The 19,274-nt window shown below is 40.9% G+C and carries 12 protein-coding genes and 1 pseudogene; 12 read left to right on the top strand and 1 reads right to left on the bottom strand.

The genetic code is table 11. The annotated features are described in order from the left end of the window. Positions 1-7 precede the first annotated feature (7 nt). From ABLU88_RS28450 to traN, 5 genes are all read left to right on the top strand, one after another. Positions 8-4,249 carry an Ig-like domain-containing protein gene (locus tag ABLU88_RS28450; RefSeq protein WP_348838877.1) on the top strand — a complete coding sequence of 1,414 codons (4,242 nt, stop codon included), beginning with the start codon at positions 8-10 and terminating at the stop codon, positions 4,247-4,249. A 137-nt stretch (positions 4,250-4,386) separates the two neighbouring features. Beyond that, positions 4,387-4,911, top strand: coding sequence for a signal peptidase I (lepB, locus tag ABLU88_RS28445; RefSeq protein ID WP_348838874.1), 525 nt, complete (start codon positions 4,387-4,389; stop codon positions 4,909-4,911). Continuing rightward, positions 4,898-6,259 carry a TrbC family F-type conjugative pilus assembly protein gene (locus ABLU88_RS28440; RefSeq protein WP_348838871.1) on the top strand — a complete coding sequence of 454 codons (1,362 nt, stop codon included), beginning with the start codon at positions 4,898-4,900 and terminating at the stop codon, positions 6,257-6,259. The genes lepB and ABLU88_RS28440 overlap by 14 nt, the downstream gene beginning before the upstream one ends. Continuing rightward, on the top strand, positions 6,256-7,293 hold the full coding sequence (gene trhU / locus ABLU88_RS28435; protein WP_004026524.1) for an IncHI-type conjugal transfer protein TrhU: 1,038 nt from the start codon (positions 6,256-6,258) through the stop codon (positions 7,291-7,293). Before ABLU88_RS28440 ends, trhU begins: the two co-directional genes overlap by 4 nt. Positions 7,294-7,302: 9 nt before the next feature. Then, positions 7,303-10,485 carry a conjugal transfer protein TraN gene (gene traN, locus ABLU88_RS28430; RefSeq protein ID WP_348838868.1) on the top strand — a complete coding sequence of 1,061 codons (3,183 nt, stop codon included), beginning with the start codon at positions 7,303-7,305 and terminating at the stop codon, positions 10,483-10,485. Between the two features lie 29 nt (positions 10,486-10,514). Here traN and ABLU88_RS28425 read toward each other — a convergent pair whose 3' ends face one another. After that, on the bottom strand, positions 10,515-11,366 hold the full coding sequence (locus tag ABLU88_RS28425) for a hypothetical protein (RefSeq protein ID WP_117268378.1): 852 nt from the start codon (positions 11,364-11,366) through the stop codon (positions 10,515-10,517). A 281-nt stretch (positions 11,367-11,647) separates the two neighbouring features. On the opposite strand from ABLU88_RS28425, the gene ABLU88_RS28420 reads away from it, so the two are divergent. The 7 genes and pseudogenes from ABLU88_RS28420 to ABLU88_RS28390 all read left to right on the top strand — a co-directional run. Further along, on the top strand, positions 11,648-13,447 hold the full coding sequence (locus ABLU88_RS28420) for an ATP-dependent helicase (RefSeq protein WP_348838865.1): 1,800 nt from the start codon (positions 11,648-11,650) through the stop codon (positions 13,445-13,447). Positions 13,448-13,779: 332 nt separating this feature from the next. Then, positions 13,780-14,757 carry a hypothetical protein gene (locus ABLU88_RS28415; RefSeq protein WP_348838862.1) on the top strand — a complete coding sequence of 326 codons (978 nt, stop codon included), beginning with the start codon at positions 13,780-13,782 and terminating at the stop codon, positions 14,755-14,757. Between the two features lie 144 nt (positions 14,758-14,901). Continuing rightward, positions 14,902-15,255, top strand: coding sequence for a hypothetical protein (locus tag ABLU88_RS28410; protein WP_072046272.1), 354 nt, complete (start codon positions 14,902-14,904; stop codon positions 15,253-15,255). A gap of 61 nt (positions 15,256-15,316) precedes the next feature. Then, positions 15,317-16,138: a hypothetical protein gene (locus ABLU88_RS28405; RefSeq protein ID WP_348838859.1), complete on the top strand. Its 822-nt coding sequence runs from the start codon at positions 15,317-15,319 to the stop codon at positions 16,136-16,138. A gap of 27 nt (positions 16,139-16,165) precedes the next feature. Continuing rightward, positions 16,166-17,218 carry an AAA family ATPase gene (locus ABLU88_RS28400; RefSeq protein ID WP_348838857.1) on the top strand — a complete coding sequence of 351 codons (1,053 nt, stop codon included), beginning with the start codon at positions 16,166-16,168 and terminating at the stop codon, positions 17,216-17,218. A 91-nt stretch (positions 17,219-17,309) separates the two neighbouring features. After that, complete coding sequence (locus tag ABLU88_RS28395; RefSeq protein ID WP_072046275.1) at positions 17,310-18,386, top strand: DUF3150 domain-containing protein; 1,077 nt, start codon at positions 17,310-17,312, stop codon at positions 18,384-18,386. A gap of 62 nt (positions 18,387-18,448) precedes the next feature. Then, positions 18,449-19,274, top strand: a pseudogene (locus ABLU88_RS28390) (hypothetical protein); the annotation flags it as partial.

Below are 19,274 nucleotides of genomic sequence, written 5' to 3'. Positions count from 1 at the left end.
GCGTTCCATGACTAAAATTAATAAAATCTCTTTGCTGATGTTCTGTTCTGTGTTCAGTGCTTTTTCAAACGCAGAATCGATAATGGTTTCCGGTACCCTAGAAACGTCATTACCTGATGTCAAATTTTCTACCAGTTCACAAGTAAATACGGCTTTCGTAAAAGAAAGTACGGTTACAGCCATTCCGGTATCAGAAGGGTGCGATGTGTCTTCTGATCCCAATGTCAAAAGTACGGCTGGTAGCCTGAAATGTGTGTTTGAATGGTTACCTAATAATTCCGGCATGCCGATTGCTAATGGCTTCTCCCTGAAGGGCATTCCTGCCATCGCCGGTGAGATCAAACTACCCTGGCAAATCGTTTACTACTCGGGTTCTGAACGTGAAAAAGTCATAGTCAAGGAAGGGGAGTACAACTTCAAGACTGTTGCGCCTGTTCCCCCTGTGATCTCCTCTATAAAAGGGTCAATGAGCAACGGTTCTTCCGGTTCAACGCTGACGTCATACATTAAAAACGAAACACTCTCAAATATTGATATCACCGTTGAACCTCGAGACTACGATATGGTCGCTTCTGTCGGCTCTGGTACCTCCTGCGCCATTGCTGCAGGAGGCTCAAAATGTTCCATAACGACCGGAAGTGTCGGCATCAGCGATGGGAGTTCAGATTTCGGAAGCAGGGATGTAGGTGTAACCGTAAACTCGTTCAATAATTACTTCTCCCCACCAGTAACCTCTAAGGTGAGATTAAGCTGGGATTATCGCGCTCCAGCGATAGACACTACTTTCTGGAACGTGTCTAAAGAAGCTCGATCATTCAAGGTCGGAGATAAAGATATCTACGTCGCTCCGCAGACTATCGCTGTCGCTGTTTCGGTTCCGGCCCGGTCAGATACCAATGACTGGTGGAAACCAGCAGCAATGTCCCTCACGCTTGCTCCTGACGGTAGTTTCTCTCCAACGACAAAAGTTACTTTAGATGACGGTACGGAGCTCAACTTTAACAAAATTTGGTCAACCCCATCCCGTCGTACACTTCAGCCTGTCGCCGGATATCAGGAAATTTCTGGTAAATTTGTCTATTTTTTTGATATAAGCGATCTGGCCAGCGCTTCTTACATTGCAACATATTCTGTCTCGAATACAGCGGGTAATGACTCCACTTATACCGAACCGGAATCTAAACTCATACTGTCTGATGAGCCTTCTGTTTCCGTTTTCAAGGACGGCGCAGAGCTTGTTAAGCGCGATCAGGTGTACTTCCTGAATGAAATCGTTATCGCTGCATTCCAGGGCGAAGAGGGTGTAGCCGATATCAAGAGCGTTGTCATTGATAATGTCATGGCTTCATACACCCCCACCAACGTCAAAGGGATCTACCGGTTAAAACCGATGGCGTCACTCGAAACTAACAAAGTCCATACTTTGACGGTTGTTGCTGAGAACGTTAATGGTATATCCAAAACCTATACAATCGATTTCACCTATATGCCGATGACTTTCACACTGAAGTCTATCGAATCTGCGTCAACGATTTACGGTTACGTCCGTCCTTACACTTCACTGGTTACCCAGCTATCTGGCAATACCTGTAAGATTTTTTCTACTGAGGAAGACGCTCAGACGTTCCTTAGTCAGTTCGGAACAGCGGTTTATGGAACTGCCTGTTATGTTCAGTGGAACAACGTTCCATCTGGTCTCGAATTTTACTCAAAATCTAAAGTTCCAGGCCTCACAGGTTACTTCTCTAAAGTTGGCGATAACGTACTTGACTACAACGTCTATGTAATTAATACAAAGGGCTCTAAAGCCATTGCCACTCATAACCGTAAAACTGTTAAAGCCGTTGAACCGTTTGCACCTGAAATTTCTTACAAGATGAGTAAAACGGTTGAGACTCTTGGTAAGGATACAGCACTTGTTTATATCACTGGTGGGGACGCAGCTAAGGTGCTAGCAAAATCAGTACCGGCAAACGTTGTCCTTACAACTAAGGTTGAGGGCCAGGACGCTGAAACTAAAACCTATAAGAATAAATCAGGTGGCGACACGCCGGTAACTTATTCTGAACGAATAAAAGTACCGGCAGCGCCATTATGGACGCAAACGAATGTAAACATCGAAGCGTCCTACGAAAACGAAGCCAGTATAAAGTCATCCAGCGTGCTCAAAGTTTATACTGTTCCAAACTTCAGCATTCGTGCTTATATGAAAGTTGCAGAGCGTAAATCAGCGACGAGCCTGAAAGTACCGGTTTCGGTAAACATAGGCCAATGGAATAACAGCTGTAACTGTACATTGTACGATGCATCCACGATGGGTAACTGGGATGTGGTGGTTTACAAAGTTACTTCTAAATGGGTGACGGATGAAGAAACCGGTAAAGATGTTTCGGTAACTGAGAGAACTCCGCTGACCGGCGAACTGGCCGTCAACTCTGAGGGGATTGCGACCGGTGAGCTCAACATGGACGATCTGACTCTGGGTAGCCACCGCATCATCGCTGTGGCTACGGTACGAAGTCCGTTCAACGATTTTGTACTCAAACGGGAGACCTCAACGACTAGTATCAGGGTTTATAAAGGTGCTGACCTCGAGGGTGGTTTGTCTAAATCGCTTATTGTCGGCCGAGTTCCTCTGTCCGCAATGGTCTCATTCAGAACGAAAAGTACTGATGATTATGACTCCCTGAGTCCGACAGAATGGCAGATGTCTAGTAACAATGGATCAACCTGGAATACGCTTGAAGATTTGACCGGTCTTCGAAGCGTAAGCATCAAACAAAAAGAGGTTGGTAAGTGGCTTTACCGAGCCAAGCTGACCAATAAATACACTGGCAAGGTCTCTTATACCGATAATCTTACAGTGGTTGCTTACCAGGAACCTAAACCTGTTATATCGGTTGGTAAGGTTCTTGAGGGGCATAGCATCCCGGTGACACTGACTGATAACAATGAAGATGTACAGGGTAGTGCAGTTGAAGTTCAGTGGTCCGAGGATGGTGAGGAATGGACTGAGGGCGGGGTAAAATACATCATTACGTCCTCCGTAGTTCCCAAATATATCTTTGCAAAAGTACGCTATACCGAAACCGACGAGATGGCCGGGAAATCTGCATGGAAAGAAACCCGAGCCCGCGTCACAGTCATTAAGCATAAGAAATTGTCGGTTAAGGTTGAAGGGAACTCGCAGGTAGAGGTAGGTAAAAAAGTTACTTTGCAGGGTACATACACGAACCCGAATATCGAGTACTCATCTGATGCTAAAGTTGTCGAGGAGTGGGTGCTCCCAGATGGCAGCGTAAAACAGGGGGGGCTTCTTGATACCGTCCTGACCGAAGACATGTTAGATGAACGTGGGTATGCAACGTTTACCTATCAGGCCTACATGCCGGAGGCAAAAGACAGAACCATAGCAAAACGGAAAATCAGCGTAAAATCTTGGGTATACAAATTCCCGGAACCACGCCTGAATACAAAACTGAAATACACCATGATACCGTCGGAACTCACCGTATCAGTCTCTGGTGTGGATGTATCTTACCCTGGGGTCGAGTTCACCCAAGACTGGCAATACGACAAAGATGTGATGACGCTGTCCAGAGACAATAACGGGACGAAAGTCTTCCAGGTAACAAAATCAGGTACACATACGCTGACGTATGTCCTGAAGGATAACAGGAACAATGAAGCCCGGGTTGATTACACTTTTATCGTGAACGAACAGAGTCCGATGGAAATAACCGTTACCCCGAAATACTCTAACAAGTTCATGAGGGCCCCACTGGACCTATCCATGAGGTCCAGTGTTAAGCTGGCCCACTCGGCAGACTCAATTGACAATGTAACGTTTAAGCTGAATGGTAAGCCTGTCGATGGTGGCAAAAATTACTGGTCACAGACGTTTGAGAACATCATGGAAGGTAGTTATAAACTGGAAATGGACGTTGTCAGTACGCAGGGTCAGAGAGGGGTTGTTGTGGTTGATTTTGACGTGATACCGAACACGCCTCCTACATGTAACCTGACATACACTGAAACGCAACTGAGCTGGGCATTTACTGCAAAATGCAGTGATCCTGACGGCAAGATTTCCAGTTATGTTTGGAAGGTAAATGATCAGGTTCGTGGTGTGTTCGGAAGTACTGCAACACTGTCCAAAGCTCAAAATAAGGGTAAGCTGGTGGTGTCTATAACGGCTTATGATGACAGCGGTGATTCAGCGACAAGTTTCATTACGTTGAATAACTAACATAAGTCATTCTCTTGTGTAGCCCCTGAGTCAGGGGCTATTTTTTTTGGTAAATGATTAAAATCATCTTGTTATTCAGCAAATGGTCTCTTCCTTTCGGGCATAATATCCTGAAATAATCATTCAGGACCCATCTCATGTTGATGTCCCTTAGATATCTTTCTCCGCATAGAAGAGGTGTTTTACGAGTTGATAAATCACTGATTCTGCACCTGGTGATCATCTCGGTATTAATGCAACTGTTCTTTTCCCGTTTCACTCTTGGTCATGGACTCCTGCACGGCTGTATTCCAGCTGATTATTACATGGTGGATAAATATGATAAGAGCTATGAAATTGGGGATATGATTAACTTCACCATGGACAGAGATGTTCGATTCATTAAACCTGGGGAGAAGGTAATAAAAATCGTTGCTGGTAAGGGTGGGGACAAAATCCAGATTACAGAAACATACGTTAAAAACGGCGACCGTATTTTCCGGGTTGACGGAAGGCGTATTGCCAAAAAATACCATATTGAACCGAAATTTCTGAATCGTGAAATCACGGTTCCAGCTGGACACATTTTCGTAGTTGGCCAGACCGATTACTCATGGGATTCCCGTTTTTGGGGAACAATACCAGAAACGACAATCACAGGAAAAGCATATGCCATCTTCTGAATGTATTAAAAAGTTACTTTTTAGCTGCTTGTTAGCTACATCTCTGTCATATGCCGATGACTTAATTGATCATGCAAAGACTCAAAGCATAGAGTCGATTGTCGGAGCTCCTCGATACAATCCCAGCTCTGTTTCCGACAGTGTACGTGCGGTGATAGAACACACAGGTAAGCTGCGTGAAGCGGAAACAATGAGTGACATAGCGCAGGACATAAAAAAGAATCAGTCTACAGAGGCCTTTTCTGAAGAGGCAGACACAATCAACAAGTCAAAAAACGAGACAATGCGAACCCAGTCTTCCAACGTTGAAAAAATGTTTGGCAAATCGGGAATTACTGCACAGGACTTCGAACGTAAATTAGATAACAACAAAAATGAAGAACTTTCAACTGATAATGGTTTGACAATATTTGCTTCATTCAGCATGCCAGACTATGTGTTGATAGACCTGATTAAAACAGCATCAGAAAACAATGCGCGCGTGGTGTTCAGGGGGCTTAAGGACGGTGTAGAAAATCTTATTCAGATGCAGGTAGTGTTGCGTGATTATATATCGAAAGCAAAAATAAAAAATGAACCTTTAGTCACCCTCGATCCGGAAAGTTTTACCCAGTATAGCGTAAAAGAAGTTCCAACGATGGTGTATAGAAAAGATGATAAAACCTACAAAATTAGTGGGTCGATTAACATCAAGTACTTCATGAAACAGATCGAGGAAAACCCAGAAAGAACATCTTTCCCGGTTTCCGCCCAAACATTCCCTATAAAAGAGAAAAGTATTGTACAGGAACTTGAGGAGCGGAGTAATAAATATGACTGGGAGGCAGCTAAAAAGAACGCTATAAAATCAACTTGGCAAAATCAGTGGATGGCGTCCCTTCCGGTATCTGACGAGAATAAAATCTGGTATATCGACCCAACTATTCAGGTAAACCAAGATATTAGAGATAACCAAGGTAACCTCATTGCTGCTGCAGGGCAGAAGGGTAATCCTCTTGCTCAATTTCCACAGAAACTGACAATGATCGTTTTTGACCCAATGAATTCAGAGCAGCTGACATGGGCCAAAATACAGTTTCGTCACCGTTTCGGCGAAGGAAAAGTTATGCCCATTTTTACGCGAATCAAACGTGATGATGGCTGGAAGCATTTAGAGGAGTTGCGCGGCCAGTTCTATGGGCAGATGTACAAGATCAACCCTGAAATCATTAGCCGGTTCCTGATTAAGTCCACCCCTACAATCATATCGGTTGAAGGAACCTACTTCAAAGTACAGCAGTTTGCTCAGGCAGATGTACGCGAGTATACGCGTATAAATCAGCAATCAGAAAAAGAGGCGGCTCAATGATTCGAAAGTTACTTTTGTCAGCATTCACTGCTGTCATGCTCAGCCTGGCTTTACCAGGAATGGCGATTGGGGCTGAGACGGGTAGCGGAATCTGTCAATCGGCCGGTGTTTGGAAAGGTTTGATTAAAAACATCTGTTGGAGCTGTATTTTTCCAATGCGCATTATGGGAGTAGGCTCCTCACCAGAAGGGGCTGCACCGTCACAACCCGTATGTTATTGCACAGATCAAAATGGGGTCCCAGAGGTAGGATGGCAACTGTCGTTTTTCCAACCAGTAAAAATAGTAGAGGTTGTACAGTCACCATGGTGTTCGCCATTCCTTGAAGGGGTTAGTCTTCAGTCTTCAAGCTTCGATATGGGGAAAGGAGCAACTAACAGGCCCAAAGGGGGTAATGAGGCAGGGTTTTATGATGTTCACTTATGGGAGTTTCCGATCCTAGTGATGCTTAAGCTCCTCATTATGGGGGATTGTACCGCTGAGCCTTATATTGACCCGTCTCTTACCTACATTAGCGAAGTTGATCCACTCTGGGAAAATGACCTGCTTACACTCGTATTGAATCCTGAGGCAGTTGTTTTCGCAAATCCTATTGCTTCAATGTGGTGCGCAGCTGACTGTGTGAAGGTTACTGCTGGGGCTGACAATCTGAGTGCCCACTTTTGTGCAGGTTGTGATGGTAACCTCTATCCGCTAACCGGCCATGTTTTTGCGAATGACGATTCAGTCCGGGTTTCCTCATTATTAACTCAACGAATGATTACCAAGTTGCACAGGCAAGGAATGTTGATGAAAACCATGGGCCAGGATGCTATGTGCGAACGCAGGTTCAGTTATTTCATGCCTAGATCACAGTACAGGCTATCGATGCTGTATCCCGTTCCGGAAGCAGAAGGACCGGAATGTTGTCATAGACTTGGTGATTCTGTTCATGACTGGTCGACACGGAAGGGCGGACGAAAACGTATAGGTGTAAATAACTATGTATACATGCTTTGGCGTTATAACGATTGCTGCGTAAGGTGGCTGGGTTAAGGGGTCAAGATGATATTTAAAAGGGCTGTTTCCTTAGCCGTAGCTGTGTCAATCGTAACTAATACGCTCAGTTGGGCGTATTATGTCACGCTTATCAATATTGTGATGGCACCGAAAGTATATGCGGCAAACGAAATTTATGAGCAACTGGAAAACAATTTTGATCTTTCTAATCCTGCAGCGAACAGAACTTCAACAGTAACCACAGAGGACATTTTAGAAAAATATAAGAATAGTGAAAACCCTTCTTATACCGACAAAATAAATGGTTTTGATAGTACCAACAGTTCGTCAATGGAACTGAGTAAATATGGTGGAAAAACATTCACAAATGATGATGTTTTGAATTATGCCAAAACCGATGGTTCGGACATAGCTGGTACGGTATCGCTACCCAACATGAGCGGTAATGGTATAAACATAAAAGGGTCTGAAAACGGTGGAAAGTTACTTTCACGTAATGAAGATGGAAGTATAACAATAAGTAACAACCCCAATCCAGGAGGCGCAATCACTGGCACCAATACAGCTGAAATGTACAGTTCTGAGCAAAATAATGCTGATGTTCAGTTTAATGCTGGTGATAGTTATGGTGACGAGAAAGGGTTCATAAACGATATAAAAACTCGTAAGAGTCAATTATTCACAGCAAATAGTTATGATGGGCAAGCATATCGTTCGCTGGTGGCTGCAACAAAATCCAATCCAGCTCCTAATATTTCGCCAAATGATCCAATGTTTACAAGTGGCAGAAATGAAATAGCGAACGCTGCAGCTGGAACGGGTCAATGGCTGCAAAACTGTTCAACACAGACAACTACCACAACAAAAGAAAAACATATTCCTGATTATAAGGAATATTACTGCAATGCACCTAAAAAAGATAATTATGGTAGTTGCACTATTACTCGCGACTTTAGTGTACCAGTTTACATCTCTGGTGGTAATGGTGACCTAAGCGTATGTGGCGATAATTGCATACGTGTATGGTTCGGGAAGCGTGGTAATGATTACTGGTCTGCTGGTGTTTATGACAACAGCATGACCCTTCATTTCCACCAGGACGCTATCTTAAAATCAGCAAGTATAGTAAATGCTGAGTGGGATGACCACATGCAAGTCAATCTTGATGGTAAGCAGATTTTTGCTCATATCGATGGTGAATATCGCGAACCTGGCTATGGCCCCCCACGTAATGGTATGGAAAGAAATAAATCGAATAAATTAAGTGAACCTATTGATATAACGAGCCAAGTTTCAGAATCCGTGTACAAAGAAAGTGACCACGAAGTTGAAATGTCATCGACTGTATGGGTCGGGGGTAACGGTGAAGGGTACTTTGAAGTAGAACTAATTTTTGAAAATATCAAGCTTGAAGATAAACATATACAGGACCCACCAGGCTGCTACGATGTTGTTAAACAAACAGGTTCATTTTGCAGGTTTGATCGTTTTGCCGATCTTGATGTAGGCACTAAGCGTTTACCACAATCGATATTGCAATATGCATCACCTTTATATGAAGGAGACCAAGGTAACTTAACCTGGAAAACTAATTTAGAAGGATATTTTTGCGATCCTTTAGGGAAAGAAAAATTATGTCAGTATGATGCATCAGGAAATATTCTTAAAGATGAGAATGGCAATGAGGTTTGTTACAACTATGACCAGATAAAGAATATGCCTGATGCATGTTCAAAATACTCGACAAACTCTGCATGCACTATGTCCAACCAAACATGCGCTGAGGGATGGTTCGATTCTGCTACTAATCAGTGTTACATGTACGAACAAAAGTGGACCTGTGATGAAGGAATCACAAGGACTGTGACAGTAACAAACGAAGCAAACACCTGCGTTGGTATGATCCCATGTTCAGGAGGTACTTGTAATACCGGTGCGAATGAACAAAACAGTGATTTCGGTAAGGTCGCAGCCTATAGCAGCATGGTTCAGAACATGCAGGGTGATGCTATGTGTAGTGACCCTAACGACCCCAACAGTTGCATTGTGTTCTCCGGAGAGAAGCAATGGTGTGGCCGTTCTGTAGGCTTTGTAAACGGGTTGGCAAAAACAGATTGTTGTGAAGCTCCTCAAGGTGCAGCTGGGAAACTAGAGGCAATTATCTTAGCCGGGACAATGCTCAGAAATACAAACTGGGAAAAAATTTCAGCCAAGCTGACAACCTGGACTGGTGGTGAGTCAGGTACGTGGGCATCGATGACGAACGCTGTCGGACAATGGACCTCCGGTGTATCTTCAAGCGTGGGCCAAATGTGGCAACGTGTGACAGAACCACTAACTTCTGCTTATGAATCAATAGCAGGAAACGTCTCGAAACTTATTGGCTCCTCCACAATTGAAGGAGGAGGATCTGCGGCCGCTACTGAGCTTACGAAAGACGGCTTACAGACAGGAGGCCTTGCTGCAATTAAGCAACAGCTAATGAATAAGGCCTACGATATGTTGCCAGATGCTGTAAGAGACTTCGTTTTTGATCAAACCAGAAGTGCGGCTGGTCAAGCTGTATTCTCATCGACAGTGACAAACTTTATGCTGGCCCTGAACGTAATCGGATGGATATATACAGCATATCAAATAACTAAAATGTTATTAGAGATGCTATTGGCATGTGACCAAAAAGAAATGGAAGCATCAATTCACAAAAACCAAGGTGCATGTTTCGTTATTGATACAGATCGTTGTGTTAAATATCTCAACGTTGGTTTCACTAAGAAGTGCATTAAGAAAGCAACCGACATGTGCTGTTATAATTCTTTATTGTCAAGAGTAATAATGCAACAGGCATATCCACAGTTAGGAATTAATCCAGTAGAAAGTGGTTGTGTGGGATTAACTATCTCACAGGTGCAGCAACTTGACTGGGATAAAATAGATATGACTGAATATATTGAATCAGCAGTTGTAGCGGGAGAAGTCCCTGATGAATACGCGGCATTCACAGAAAACTCTGTAGCCAATATGGGGCCTTATAAAAATGATAATGCTCAGTTACCCTCTGAGAGAGCTTTAGATTCAATGGGCGGTAGTGTCAATATGACAAAAGCAAGAGAGGAGAATGTACAGGCACTTAAAGCAGAGAATGTTGACTGTTCATATCTACCAAGACCTGCTATATGTGAAGTAGGGTCTGTATATTCGGACCCTACGACAGGTAATGTAATAAACTAAATCAAAAGGCCGGGTAAACCCGGCCTTTTTTATTTAACTGCTTTTTTCAATGGGAATGCTTTATGCCCCATATTGCCTTTGATAAAATAATACTCGCCCCCATTTATCGATACACTTGCATAACCAGGTGCTGTTTTAGGTGTTTGTGGCATCAAAGTAAATCCCGGGAAATTGGTTGTATCAAATTCAAGCCCTAAAGGGAAAAAGTCAATATAACGAATCACTGAATAATTGCCTTTATTCAGTTTCATCTCTTTCAATTCATCACCAGTAGCAGGTCTAATAACCTGGAAATCGAAAAAGCGCGTTTTATTGCTACCAGAACCAGGTATATTTTTTGCTGTCTCGCAACTATCCCACATACCAACAATAGCTTTGCTAATCTTACATTCGCTCAATGCTTTCATTTGAGCTTCATAGGTAGCGCCACCGATTTGAGGTTTATCTTTTAATGACTCAATGATAGTTTTAGCACCCGCTTTTACCAATGAATCATCGTTGATCGGTAAGTTTTTTTCGTTAGGTACAAAGACCACATATTGCATGACCTGAATATATTCCGCATCACCTTCGCTATACAATGAAGCTGTGAACATTCCAATCCCTGCCTTGAGACCACCAGTGATAGCACCTGTCGCAGTGTTCAGAAGCATTTTCGAAGCCATACCCTCATCGACGCCTCCAGACGCATTCTCAGCCTCTTCTACGTTGACTTGTACACCGGCAAGAGAATACGCATTAACAGCAACAGATTTCTGAGGATCAGCATGCCAGTATACTTCGTGCATCTTGGTGAACATACGGTTTTCTGGACTTGATGGTTGTGTCGCGCATCCTGCAAGGAGAGAGCAGGCCAGTACAGCTGTCAGGGTTCTTTTCATTTATCCATCCCAGTGGTTTGTTTAAACCGATTATTTCATAATAAAACTCCTGTGCAAGGGGGTATTTTAGAATCCATTAAAAATACCAGACAAAAACCCATGAAAGTTTAAGTAATGACAGCAACCATAGGTTTCATGGGTAATTCATAAACATCCGATAAAAACAAGGGCATGTAATGTTATTGATTTAAAAACATGAAAAAAAACTCAAAAAAGCCTATATTTCCAAAAAAAAAATCCTGAATGTGACATGATTTATGCAGGAACATGAGGGAGTTAAGATGTCATCAAGTACTGAAGAACAAGAACGTGTTATACGGAATATGGATAAAAACACGATGGTGATTGCTTGCCCTGGTAGTGGCAAATCTTTCACTATGAAGGAGGGGACAAAAGCCATTTTTCAACGTCATCCTTTGGCCAGAGTATCCCTTGTGACCTTTACCCGAGCGGCCACAGACTCTTTAAAAAATAGCCTCCAGAAAATGATAGAGCCGAGATTTATTAACCGTATTGAGGTCGATACCTTTCATGGTTTTATAAAAAAAATGGTAAACCAGACCGGTTGGAAAGGAGGGCTTCTAATCGGACACAAACAAATGGCGATGGTATCCCGTGTACAAAAACATCTTAACTACCATGAAAGTGTGAACGACATAATGCCATTCATCGACGGCATTGGCCGGGAGCTTAACCCGGACATTATCAGGATAAAATATACACGCGACCAGGTGGCGTTCTACAACGAGTACATGAGCTTTTGCAAAAAGGATAATGTTGCAGATTTTAACTCACTTTCAAAGTATGTAGTGGGCATGTTGAGTGCCGATAAGATGAGGCCTTTAAGTATTACTCATCTGATTGTTGATGAAGTACAGGACACAGATGGTATTCAATTTACCTGGATATCTGAGCACGCAAAGAGGGGCATAAACACCACAATAGTTGGCGATGATGACCAGACAATATACAGTTTCAGAGATGCAGGTGGAGTTAAGATCTTTCGTCAGTTTGATAAAGCATATAATCCTAACGTTTTTCACCTCACCAAATGTTTTAGGTGTGCACCATTGATCCTTAAATTTGCTGATACAGTGATCAGAAAGAACAAAGCCCGCTATGAAAAGAGTCTCGTGTCAGGCAGAAATGGGGATAAAGGAAAAGTAACTTTTATAAGATCGGATAACGCAGACGACCAATTTGATGTGATCAAGGAGCTGGTGGAGAAAAACCCTTATGATTGGGCGATTTTAAGCCGAAACAACACGACACTCGACAAAATGGAAAGTTATCTTGAAGTTCCGGTTACGAGGATAGGGGGGAAATCCTTCTGGGAGGGATTAGAGCCAAGCAACATTCTCCATCTTTTCTCCTTTTTTCGACAGCCAGGTAACATCGGTCTGATGAAACGAGTTCTATCTTTCCTCAATGAGGATGAACAAGTTTTGGACACTGTGTGGAAGCATATGAGTTCCAAAAAAGTTACTTTTCAACAAACTGATTTACCTCCTGATGCATCAGTCCTTACCAAAACCCTACACAAGCACATGACACCGATGATGACTGATACACGAGTCAAAGAAGAAATTGAAAACCGTTTTAAAAAAATTAAAGAATGGTTAGAAATGGCCGGATACAAGATGTCCAATACGAAAGGTGATCCGTCAGTAACGCGGATTTCTTTAATGTCATGTTACCGTTGGGCAATGAAAGATGGATGGCTTAAGATGCTAAATATTGCAGCTGGCATGACCATGGGTAACAAAGTGGAATCTAGTGAAACAGAGCAAAGCGGAATCTGTCTCTGCACGCTCCATGGTTCCAAAGGACTGGAATGGAAAAAAGTTCTAATCATCAACTGCAATCACGACCAAATACCCTCACCGAAAGTTATCGGTGATGAAGGAATAGAAGAGGAGCGCCGTTTATTTTTTGTTGGGATGACAAGGGCAGAGCTTGAGCTTTACATTACCTGGCATGGAAAACCATCAGAGTTTATCACTGAGTCGTTCCCGAAAGTAGTTGAGTTATCTGAAGAAATACCAATCATTGATGGAAGTGAAGATATGTGTTTACAATGATACAAGGTTGATGTATAAATTTCTTAATAGCTTTACTTTTAATACCTTTATCCCTTCTAAGATATCCATAAATGGGTAGCTCAATTTTGAGTTTCGACACCAGAGCCTCTTTCCAAAAGAATGGCGCTGGTGCGATAACTCACATCTGTGTTCCAACAACTCGTAGCTGATTTGCTTTTTCAAAAGTAACTTTCTACGGACTTTCTAATGCCAGAAAAGTATAAACTCAGGCGGTTTGTTGCTTCAGGGTGATAAATGACGGCATTCGCCAATTTCAAACAGAACTGACATACGGTTCTAATGAATTAATCATAAACTTAAAGGTATATAAAATGACTACTGCTACAGCTAATGCTACAACTGCTACTCGTGCTAAAAAATCTACCACAGCCAAACCATCACGCCCGGCTGCTGGAAAAATTGATAAATCTTCAATTTTGATGGCTCATTCCAAAGCGTTTTATGGTGAAGAAATTCCACCATCGAATACTGGCAGTGATATTTGTAAAATAGAAAAAGGCACCGATAACGATAAGAGTTACATCTGGTATATGACAGAATCTGTCAGCCGTGTAATTGAGTTAAAGGCGCTTGAAGAAAGTTCTAAACTGAAGCATTTAGTTGGTTGTGAACGTTCTGTAATTTACAGCGTGAATGTTGGTGATGTCTTCATTAATGAGATCAACCTCGATGAGGCTGAACAACTTCTTGAAGAATTTCCCGACATCCCACGTGAAAAAACGCTCGAAGCTTTTTTATCATCTCTTGATGAAAAGCTTGTTGAGTTGAATATCAGCTCCATTGTAACTTCAGAGTCTCTTCACTTCGGTAAAGATAAACTGACCAAGCTGGGTGCTGTTAAAGTAAGTCAATGGCTTGATCTTGTTATTGATGAGGTGCATGTTTTTTATAAGCGTCAGCACTTTGTTGAGACCGTTGAATCTCGTCATGAGGACCTCAATGACCTTTATGGTAAATTGAAGCCTTTGATGAGTGAATTCGGGCTTCAAGACAAACACTATGACTTATCGTTTAACGAGATGATGATTCACAAAGTAAATGGTTTTGATTTTGTAGTTGCAGATTTAATGCCACGACTGCTTAAACTTGAAGCATCATTGAAAGATGATGAATTGAAAGCTAAAGCAGCTATGGAAAAAAATCAAGCTCAAGAAATTAAAGCTGGAGAAAATAATACTTTTGGACAGAAATATGATAATACTGTATCAAGAGTACTGAAAGGTGCTGCTTGTGTTGCTATTCTCTATTTCGGAATCTCCACTATTATGAATTTCATTAGTTATAATTGATACCTATCTTATTCATGGAGTTCAACTATAAAAGTTGTACTTTATAAAAAGGTATGATCTTCAAATTTTTGTTTAATCACACATCCATAAGGAGAAAAAGAGACTCCTTTTGGGTCTCTTTTTATTTTTTGAAAGAGGCCTAACATGTTTACAAATCACATTAATACTGTTTGCATTTCCGGTGAAGTTAATAAGGTTATTATTCGTAATGAATATGACACTATTATGCTAATACTTGATAACAAACAGGAAATGGAAAGAAGTGGTAAAATAGAAATGGTAGTTTCATCGATTCAAGTGAAAATACCTCAAGACCTGTATGATAAGGAGTTTAAAGAGATTATTCGAGGCGATAACCTGATGATAGCTGGTTGTCTGGTTACGGATAAAGTTCACTCTGGTGAATTGACAGTTGTAAGAGTCCAGGCCCAGAAATTGATTCACCGAGCTCCTAAGCCTATTGAAGGTTTCGGCGGTTCAAGGTTTTTAACACGTTAATAATTTTTAACCCCCTATTGGGAGAAATCCCATTTGGGTTTCTCCTATGGAGAACCCTATCATGCATTTAAGTAATAAATTAAGAAAGATTGGGAATGAAAACCAACTAAGTTTCAGATTCTTCTTTGAGGATGAAGAAATTAAAGAAAAGGTATATATACCTGTGGAATCAAACTCAATCGATGAAGTTCATGGTAACAATGTTTTGAACCCTGATTACCAGGAGCTAGACGATTTCATTTGGACAGATGAACATATATGTACGTTCTTCTATAAGATAATGGAATCATCTTTTATAACCGTTCAATACCATATAGACCAATCGATGGTTTATAAAATCGATGCCAATGGGTTTCGATATTTAACCCCAAAACTAAAATTGGAGTTAGATTGGTATTGTACTAAACAATTTCAAATTGTGTGTCATCGGTTTGGATATGACCCAGATGAAATTATTGGTTTTATTAAGTCACGACTTCTTCTAGAGATATGCTCAAGAGAATCAAGACAAAAACTTATTAAATCTTTAGAAACTGATAACTTAACATTTTCTCATCCTATTATAGGACCGATAAAATGGTCAGATTTTTTAGATGATAGATACTGTGAAACAAGGAGATCATTGATCATTAAATGGTCGATAGCTGACAGATTGAAACTCTTTAAAAAGATTTTCGATGAGCAAATGATTATCCTTGAAAATATAAGTGAAAATGGTGCCTGGACATTGGATCAGAATACCGATTCTTATGTACTTAAAACCGAAGCTGTTGATTATATTGAGTGGTTATATTCTGATGCATGCAAGGTAATATCTCATGTATACGGATTTGATTACGGATTACTTTTCAGCACTTCGAAAGCCATTATCAAAAACTTTTAATTTCATAAATATCCAATGGAGTTATATATGACACCCGCTACTGCTGCTAACAACAATGCTAATGTTCTAACTTTGAATGTTAACTCTGACTTAGAAATTAAATATTTCAAACCTGAAGAGTTAACCAAGGCTATAGAATACCAAGATGGAGAAGAATACATTATTGTCCGTGCAAACGAACACTTTAATGTTGACTGCTTTGGAGAGAATGACTTTATACCTATTTTCAAAAGAGTTACTCCTTTTCGTGCTCCGTTAAACAGTAAATATCGTCCAAACCCAGTCACTCTTCGCCGTATGGTGAAGTTACTTTTAAATAATGAAGTAACTGCTGGCATCTGCCTGCAAGGGGAATCTGGATCTGGTAAAACGGAGTTAGCATTATATATCAGCCATATGCTGAACTGGCCTATCACCATCAAACAAATCAATAATGAATTATCTATTGATGATCTTGAAGGTATGAGAACGCTAGAAAATGGAAATACACGGTATGTTTATAGTGACCTTGTGCAAGGCTATCGTGATGGGCATATCATTCTTCTTGACGAGATAGATAAAATAAACCCAGATACGGCAGCTAAGCTTCATATGCCGCTTGAGCGTAAACCGTGGGCAACCGGTAAAGAAGGTGGCGAGTTGATTTATGCAAATCGCTATACCCGATTTATTGGTACAGCTAACACTAACATGAGTGGAGAGGATATGCGTTTCGCTTCATCACAGTCTCAAGACTCAGCATTTATTAAGCGTTTTTTAATATTGCCGATGATTAGACCTGATGAACAAGCTATGTATTGTGCAGCTGAAGCTCATTTTCCTGATTTGAAACCTTCATGTTTAAGAATGTTTGCAAAAGTTGCTTTTGAACTTAACAATCTGAAAGATGACGAACTGGTGATGGATATTCGTGAATTGATTTCATGGATTTCAACCTCCAAAGTTCTTGATGAAGAAATTTCTGTTGGGTTTAAAATTGCATTCACTTCTAAGTTATCTTCTGAAGCATGTAGTAAAGCTGAAATTTTGCTTGAGCAACTTTTCCCGGAAGAAGTATCACGTTCAATTTCACAATTGTAATTGATACGTTTATTTTAATTATACCTACCCCCCCACCGGGAAATATTTTCCCTTTGGGAGATATTTTTCCGGTGCATACTGGAGAAATATCATGGCTAATATCAAAATCGCTGCTATTGCTGATACCACTCAAATCAGTAACACTGTAAAGAGTTTCATCGACCGCAATCCTGAATTACAAGATGGTGCCGTTATTATTAAGGTAGATGTCGAAGGTTGTCAGGGTCGCCGTAGAACAAATGAAATACGACAGTTTCTTGATGAAGATGAAGTATCTGACCAATCGAGTGTGAGTAAGGTCGAGGTCCAATGGATTTCTACTAAAGCTTTAAACTTTAAAAGCGCTGTTCATACAAGATTGAGTAATCTTAAACGTAAATACTGCATTCCGTTCAGCTCCATGAATATACTCCCAACATCTAAGCTGGAAGAGTATTTAATTGAAGTCGAGGCCGTCCGAGAATATTTTAAGGAAGGTATTCAGAATGCTCTAGAACGTTATGAGGAATACATTCAGATGGAAAAAGACAGAAGTCCTAAACTAGCAGACTTAATTGAAAAATTACGTATGACTAAAGATGACTTCGAAAGATCGTTTCTTTTCCAGATTAGCCATCCAATCCCTTTCACACCAATGTCTATTGATGGAGAGGATTTAGGTGATCGCTATTCAGTTGGTTTAATACAGGATATTGCTCTGACTGCTGAATCTATCTATGCTTCCTGCACAAAGCCTAAAATTGACCAGACTTTCGTAGAGAAATTGTCAAATTTGAAAGATAAGGTTGTGAGTTTTATGTTTTTGGATGATCGTGCAACTAAAATTGCTGATTCTATCCAAAGCGTACTAAACCATCTTCCTTCTGGTAATTTGGATTCCCCCCTTCACATGAGTTTGTTCCGCGAATGGTTATTGCTGTTAAGTGATACAAATCGTTTGAATAAAATTATGGATGGTGACGATCTGGTAACTGGTTTTATCGCCGACATTAAAAATCGTTTTAACGATTTAGATGACAATTTGGCTAATGACACTGGTTCTCTATTCGTTGATCCTTTTGCTAGTAATGGTATGCATGCTAAGACCTCTACTTCTCCGTTAACTCCGGTCTCAAATAATGATGCAGTCCAGAAAAAAGTAATTTTCTCGACTCCATTTAATTTTTGAAACTTCTAATCCCTTGTGGGCAAACCCACTTGGGTGCGCCCATTTAATTCTATGGGTGTTTTATGACTATTAAACTAAACAATTCTATTCGTAGTAAGTTAGCTGTAGATAATCTTGCTCGTGTGATTGGTGCTGATCCTGAACTCAATGTAATTTTTTTGGGTCCACATGCAACACCACGCATTAACATGAGGACTAAAAATATTTTTTTACCAAACGGTGACTTTAGTAATGACAAATACTGGAAGCTATGTAGCGGCTGGATCTGTCATGAAGGTGGTCATAATCGTTATACAGAACTTGAAACTACTGTAACTTTTGAAAATGAATACTTATCAAAACTTCCAGGTTTCGAATGTATAATGCCTGATGGTATCGCTAGTTTCTCTTCAAAAGATGAAGAGAGAAGAGCGGAAATAAAACTAAAGAGGCTACATCGATCTATTAACCTCTTTGAGGACATTCAGATGGAAGAGAAAACTGGAAAACAGTTTCCACTTTCAAAAGCAATGCTAGCTGAAATGTATTCATTTATGGTTAATGATGGGCATATGACTGGTGATGGTTCTAATATCGTTTCATATATTGAAATGTATATTTTAAACAAGCTTCGTGTTAATCAGCTTGGGCAAGAAGGTATTCCTGATATATTGAATGATTTTTTTGCTCTTGCTGATACTGTTCTTTTCAACATGAAAGACCGTTTTGATTCTTTAATTCTAGAAGCGACTGGGGTTGATTCAACTCTTAGGGCTTGTGAGTTAGGATTGAAACTATATGAAGAACTAGAAAAGTTACGTGATGATCTAAAAGATAAAGAAGAACAAAGCAAATCTGACGACTCTGACGACTCTGACGACTCTGACGACTCTGACGACTCTGACGACT

Origin of the sequence: Klebsiella sp. GW_Kp182 (assembly GCF_040062275.1) — a bacterium.
Classification (GTDB): domain Bacteria; phylum Pseudomonadota; class Gammaproteobacteria; order Enterobacterales; family Enterobacteriaceae; genus Klebsiella; species Klebsiella michiganensis.
This window is presented reverse-complemented; position numbering and strand designations above follow the sequence as displayed.

Excerpts from the sequence above, each read along its gene's own strand:
- ABLU88_RS28420 (WP_348838865.1), top strand. The coding sequence starts at position 11,648 with ATGTCATCAAGTACTGAAGAACAAGAACGTGTTATACGGAATATGGAT.
- ABLU88_RS28405 (WP_348838859.1), top strand. The coding sequence starts at position 15,317 with ATGCATTTAAGTAATAAATTAAGAAAGATTGGGAATGAAAACCAACTA.
- ABLU88_RS28400 (WP_348838857.1), top strand. The coding sequence starts at position 16,166 with ATGACACCCGCTACTGCTGCTAACAACAATGCTAATGTTCTAACTTTG.
- ABLU88_RS28425 (WP_117268378.1), bottom strand. The coding sequence starts at position 11,366 with ATGAAAAGAACCCTGACAGCTGTACTGGCCTGCTCTCTCCTTGCAGGA.
- ABLU88_RS28395 (WP_072046275.1), top strand. The coding sequence starts at position 17,310 with ATGGCTAATATCAAAATCGCTGCTATTGCTGATACCACTCAAATCAGT.
- ABLU88_RS28410 (WP_072046272.1), top strand. The coding sequence starts at position 14,902 with ATGTTTACAAATCACATTAATACTGTTTGCATTTCCGGTGAAGTTAAT.
- ABLU88_RS28440 (WP_348838871.1), top strand. The coding sequence starts at position 4,898 with ATGCCATCTTCTGAATGTATTAAAAAGTTACTTTTTAGCTGCTTGTTA.
- trhU (WP_004026524.1), top strand. The coding sequence starts at position 6,256 with ATGATTCGAAAGTTACTTTTGTCAGCATTCACTGCTGTCATGCTCAGC.
- ABLU88_RS28415 (WP_348838862.1), top strand. The coding sequence starts at position 13,780 with ATGACTACTGCTACAGCTAATGCTACAACTGCTACTCGTGCTAAAAAA.
- traN (WP_348838868.1), top strand. The coding sequence starts at position 7,303 with ATGATATTTAAAAGGGCTGTTTCCTTAGCCGTAGCTGTGTCAATCGTA.
- lepB (WP_348838874.1), top strand. The coding sequence starts at position 4,387 with ATGTTGATGTCCCTTAGATATCTTTCTCCGCATAGAAGAGGTGTTTTA.
- ABLU88_RS28450 (WP_348838877.1), top strand. The coding sequence starts at position 8 with ATGACTAAAATTAATAAAATCTCTTTGCTGATGTTCTGTTCTGTGTTC.